Origin of the sequence: Glutamicibacter sp. AOP38-B1-38, from assembly GCF_052377485.1 — a bacterium.
In the GTDB taxonomy this organism is placed as follows: Bacteria; Actinomycetota; Actinomycetes; order Actinomycetales; family Micrococcaceae; genus Glutamicibacter.
In genome coordinates this window covers 1-4,009 of record NZ_JBQSWU010000059.1, presented here as the reverse complement: position 1 = coordinate 4,009, position 4,009 = coordinate 1, and the positions used below count along the sequence as shown (strand labels likewise).

8 protein-coding genes and 1 pseudogene are annotated in these 4,009 nt (G+C 55.6%); 7 read left to right on the top strand and 2 right to left on the bottom strand.

Annotation, left to right across the window (positions count from 1 at the left end):
* Together ACT3TP_RS18440 and ACT3TP_RS18435 are read left to right on the top strand one after the other, a co-directional pair.
* Positions 1-373, top strand: a 373-nt coding sequence (locus ACT3TP_RS18440; RefSeq protein ID WP_444621260.1) for a hypothetical protein, incomplete at its 5' end; no start/stop codon positions are given.
* A gap of 165 nt (positions 374-538) precedes the next feature.
* The gene (locus ACT3TP_RS18435) at positions 539-919 is read left to right on the top strand and encodes a hypothetical protein (protein WP_146112622.1); all 381 of its coding nucleotides are present in this window, start codon (positions 539-541) and stop codon (positions 917-919) included.
* 206 nt (positions 920-1,125) lie between these two features.
* Here ACT3TP_RS18435 and ACT3TP_RS18430 read toward each other — a convergent pair.
* Positions 1,126-1,604: pseudogene (locus ACT3TP_RS18430) on the bottom strand (Y-family DNA polymerase); the annotation flags it as partial.
* Positions 1,586-1,957: a LexA family protein gene (locus ACT3TP_RS18425; protein ID WP_229777474.1), complete on the bottom strand. Its 372-nt coding sequence runs from the start codon at positions 1,955-1,957 to the stop codon at positions 1,586-1,588. The gene ACT3TP_RS18425 and the pseudogene ACT3TP_RS18430, both read right to left, overlap by 19 nt.
* Before the next feature lie 472 nt (positions 1,958-2,429).
* Between ACT3TP_RS18425 and ACT3TP_RS18420 the strand changes: the two genes are divergently transcribed.
* From ACT3TP_RS18420 to ACT3TP_RS18400, 5 genes are read left to right on the top strand one after another with little or no spacing between them, the layout of a single operon-like run.
* A complete protein-coding gene (locus ACT3TP_RS18420; protein WP_096288477.1) occupies positions 2,430-2,822 on the top strand; it encodes a hypothetical protein in 393 nt (130 codons plus the stop codon).
* Between the two features lie 60 nt (positions 2,823-2,882).
* The gene (locus tag ACT3TP_RS18415; RefSeq protein ID WP_176484274.1) at positions 2,883-3,050 is read left to right on the top strand and encodes a hypothetical protein; all 168 of its coding nucleotides are present in this window, start codon (positions 2,883-2,885) and stop codon (positions 3,048-3,050) included.
* A 17-nt stretch (positions 3,051-3,067) separates the two neighbouring features.
* Entirely contained in the window at positions 3,068-3,295 is a 228-nt protein-coding gene (gene nrdH / locus ACT3TP_RS18410; RefSeq protein WP_096288479.1) for a glutaredoxin-like protein NrdH, read from the top strand.
* Between the two features lie 41 nt (positions 3,296-3,336).
* A complete protein-coding gene (locus ACT3TP_RS18405) occupies positions 3,337-3,540 on the top strand; it encodes a type II toxin-antitoxin system HicA family toxin (protein ID WP_096288482.1) in 204 nt (67 codons plus the stop codon).
* Positions 3,541-3,588: 48 nt separating this feature from the next.
* Entirely contained in the window at positions 3,589-3,972 is a 384-nt protein-coding gene (locus ACT3TP_RS18400; protein WP_096288484.1) for a hypothetical protein, read from the top strand.
* The last annotated feature ends 37 nt before the right edge of the window (positions 3,973-4,009 follow it).

The following is a 4,009-nucleotide window of genomic DNA, read 5'->3' as shown; positions in this document are numbered from 1 at the left end:
ACTCGGCGTTGGATTCCTAGTTGTAACCTTCATTGTTGCCGGATTGCTAATTGCTTTCAGTAAATTAGCTACGGGCGACCCATTCAATGTTCCCAAGTATCTTTATGACCATGTCCGATATGCGACGTGGACCGATGCCGAGAAGGAGCAGGTGTTAATCGGTAGGGTAGAAAAAATCCCAGAGGTATTAAAAACTGAATTTACGACAGAGCCTGATGGGGCCGCTCCGAGGGATCGTTTCCTCAACGTAACGACGAGTGTCACTAACCGAGATATTGAGAACAGCCTCATGGACGTATGTGGACGGAACGGACTGTGGTGGAATGACTACAATGTCACTTGCCGTGTTGTTAGCATCGAATCTGAACGTTAGCTTTACGAGTGCCGTATAGCGTTGTTTCTACGGGCATGCTCTGAGTGGTTTCTATTGAGAAGCCATGGTCCAGTGGGTAGATGGCTTGCTGCGCCCTTATCGTACGATTTTGCCGTTGTACTGAGGAGCGGGCAGAACTTCAGTGAAACAATCTATGCTGTAAAAATGAAAAATTATGGCAGAACGATAAAAACTATCTTGGTGATAGTTGCAACGTCTGCGTTCCTTGCGCTCGGTGCCGGCTTCTCAATCCATCTTGGGCTGAATCACTTCATCGATTCGTGGGCGGAAGCCAGAGACGTTAGTCGTACGGCGGAACCGGGGAAAGAGAAGGCTGCCTATATTGCTTCTGAGATAGAGGAAATTGATGCAGTGGAATCCGCGGTTGTACTGGAGTCTAATTTTAATGGGGCACGGATCGAGGTGCGGGTCGGTGCATTCTCACCTGGGCGGCCGGTGCATGAACAGATCCAGGAAGCTTGTAGAGAAGCCATGCGTCAGGGCTTTAATTTTGAGCCTTACGAGATCGTCTGTGAAATCAGGTAATCGCATAGAGATGTGCTTTCCGGTTTGCACCCTGGCGTTGTCACGAACTGACGAATCAATAGGTTTAGAGATCGCGACTTACTTCGATGTCCCGTAAAACGTTCCCTTCCGGTCACGGAAGGACTGTGCCGACGAGTCCTGAAAACGACATTCATATTCCACGACGGAACCCGAATGGATCGGGTCCAATAGGCCACTAACGAATACTCGGCTGTACCGGTAGTTTTGGCGATGCCCACACAGACCGGCAACCCGGTCAGCCGGAACACCTCGGCCTTGATCTGCTCACCCAGGGCTTGCAGCTCATCGAGCGTGCCGCTCACGCCGAGGAAGGCTTCGTCGATGGAATAGATCTCCACCCAAGCAGAGAACCGTGCCAGCAGTTTCATGACCCGCCCCGACATTTCGCCATACAGCTCATAATTAGAGGACTTTGCGACCAGTATCGGTCAGCGTCGGCAGCGAGTTTGAACCACGGCGCGCCCATCTCAACGCCCAGGGCTTTGGCTTCGCTGCTGCGCGCGACCGCGCAGCCATCATTATTGGACAGCACGATTACCGGGCGGGCTTCGAGTTTCGGGTCAAAGACGCGTTCGCAGGAGACATAGAAGCTGTTCACATCAACATGTGCGATGTATTCGCCCCGCTGTGCCGGGTTGGGGGAGTCTAGAGGTGATGGAGGCATGTGGTGGCCACACCCCAAATCCTGAAATCCGATAGTTCCGCTACGCGCAGATCGGGATAGTCCGGGTTCTCTGCTTTCAACACCACCCCGGCAGGGCCAGTGGAGAGACGTTTGACGGTCATCTCCCCGTCGATCACTGCAATCACCACGTGCCCATCGCGTGGCTGCACACTGCGGTCAACGATCAGCTCGTCCCCATCGCTGATTCCCGCGTCCTGCATCGACTCACCAGACACCCGCACAATGAAGGTCGAGACTTGATCACGGATCAGCATCTCGGATAGATCAATCTTCGTATCGGAGTAGTCCTGGGCTGGGGAAGGGTAACCCGCCGGGACACGGTCCAGGGCCATAGCGATCACCCGTTGCGGCGGGGTCGCCAGCTCGCAAACCTGTATACGATCAATTTTCATCACAGCACACTTTCTTAGAATCTACATTCTAAGCCTTTACCGTAGCGACGGCGACCGACACTAGCGCAATGCATCCCCAAGAAGTCACTTTGATAGAACTGTGCCCGGGGTTTTCCCGGCTGATTTCCCCATGGTTCAAGACTCATTAACCCGTGGTGCGCGTGGAGGGGTTGGGTTTTTTCGGCATCGACAAGGGGTAGTCCAAGGGATTGGGGCACGCTCGCGAAGGCTCAGCCAGGGCGCAACCCCAGTTTTCAAGATGGCCTCACCGTGAGTGATTCTCTAGCCGGCCCAGGTTCCCGGACGGGCGGACATTTGCCAAAAAAATAAGTGTCTATCTCTACTAGACAAGGGGTGTCTAGGCGGGGTAGACTAAAGATATGAGGACAACGAACCAGGGAAAGGAAAAGCGATGAAAACTACAGCTCAGACCACGTTCACCGGGCCAGACTTGCCCCTCGATGACCGCAGCGGCGACGGCTACGACTACTTGGACACCGCCGAAAACGCAGGATGGACGGTCATTGCCCAATGGGGAGCCGAAGGCTACGACTTCGGCGCATGGCCCTACGTGATCGGATTCGCCCGCCAGATCAACAAGGGCGGCAAGCGCCACTTCGGCTACGGCCTCTACGTCGAAGGTGACACCACCACCAAATATTTCGACACCTTGGAAGCGTGCAAAGAAGCCATTGACCGTGACGCTCATTGGTTCTGGAAAACAGGGCAAAGCGACGGCCCCGACGATGTGCCCGAGAAGTTCGAGGATCTACCCGCCAAATATCGCGGCCTCCCCGCCGGCTAGCTAGCACCCGGTGCCCCGCCTCGCGGCGGGGTGCCACCGCCCGGAAAGCAGGAATTTCCCATGAGTACCGTTGCCCCTTATATCGTCCTCAACTGCCCGGTAACCCAAATTCTCGGTTTCTACGACTCAGAAGAAGCCGCCACCATCGCCGCCGAGGAATTTGGACAGTGCAGTTTCGCCTATAAGCTCAGCCCCAAAGAAATCGCGGCGCTGACAGCCCAGGAATAACCCCAAGGAGGGAAATCATGGAAACGCCCGTCACTGTCTACAGCAAGCCATCGTGCGTGCAGTGCAACGCCACCTACCGTGCCCTAGAAAGCGCTGGAATCGCCTATAGCGCCGTGGACGTGAGCGCCAATGATGACGCGCTCGCCTACATCAAAAGCCTTGGCTATGCGCAAGCCCCGGTCGTGGTCGCGGGGGTCGAGCACTGGTCAGGATTCAGGCCGGATAAAATAGCCGATGTTGTCTAGTCCCCATTGACTTGTCAGTCTAGGGGGACTAGACTAAAGTTATGAAAACAACGAAAACCAAGGAAGTGACCAAGTTTCTCACGGCCCAAGGGTGGAGCGTGATCCGGTCGCAAGGGCCACACGACGTGTGGGCCCCGCCGGATGGAAGCAAAGTTTTCGCCCTCCCCAGGCATAAGGAAACCTCCCCGGGAATCATCCGGCAGCTCAGCAAGATCTTCCCGCAGATCCCGAGGAGCTGGAAGTAACCGCCCCGGCGGGAGGGCATCAGCCCTCCCGCCGCAGAAAGGAATAAGATGCACTCCCAGCGAACCCTAGAAGCTGTGGCCATGAAGGACGGCAAGTGGTGGGAAATTTCCATCCCCGAACTTGACCAAGTGACCTCCACTAAGAAACTCAGCGAGGTGCAGGAGTACGCGGACAGCCTCGCGGCAGCAATCCTGGACGTGCCCAAGGATGCAGTGACCGTCAATGTCACCTACGAACTACCGGAGGCCGCTAAAAGGGAATGGGCCAAGGCCCGCGAAGAAACCGCCAAGGCCCGCGAACTGAGCATGTCGGCAGCGGAGCACACGCGCCGGGTCGTGCGCGGGCTACACGCCGAAGGCTACACCGTGCGCGACATTGAAAAAGTGCTCGGCATTAGCTTCCAGCGCGCCAGCCAACTACTCAAAGACTAACATTCAAGTCACTCACTTACTCAAATGCGTTTTTACT

Excerpts from the sequence above, each read along its gene's own strand:
- ACT3TP_RS18435 (WP_146112622.1), top strand. The coding sequence starts at position 539 with ATGAAAAATTATGGCAGAACGATAAAAACTATCTTGGTGATAGTTGCA.
- ACT3TP_RS18425 (WP_229777474.1), bottom strand. The coding sequence starts at position 1,957 with ATGGCCCTGGACCGTGTCCCGGCGGGTTACCCTTCCCCAGCCCAGGAC.
- ACT3TP_RS18420 (WP_096288477.1), top strand. The coding sequence starts at position 2,430 with ATGAAAACTACAGCTCAGACCACGTTCACCGGGCCAGACTTGCCCCTC.
- ACT3TP_RS18405 (WP_096288482.1), top strand. The coding sequence starts at position 3,337 with ATGAAAACAACGAAAACCAAGGAAGTGACCAAGTTTCTCACGGCCCAA.
- nrdH (WP_096288479.1), top strand. The coding sequence starts at position 3,068 with ATGGAAACGCCCGTCACTGTCTACAGCAAGCCATCGTGCGTGCAGTGC.
- ACT3TP_RS18400 (WP_096288484.1), top strand. The coding sequence starts at position 3,589 with ATGCACTCCCAGCGAACCCTAGAAGCTGTGGCCATGAAGGACGGCAAG.
- ACT3TP_RS18415 (WP_176484274.1), top strand. The coding sequence starts at position 2,883 with ATGAGTACCGTTGCCCCTTATATCGTCCTCAACTGCCCGGTAACCCAA.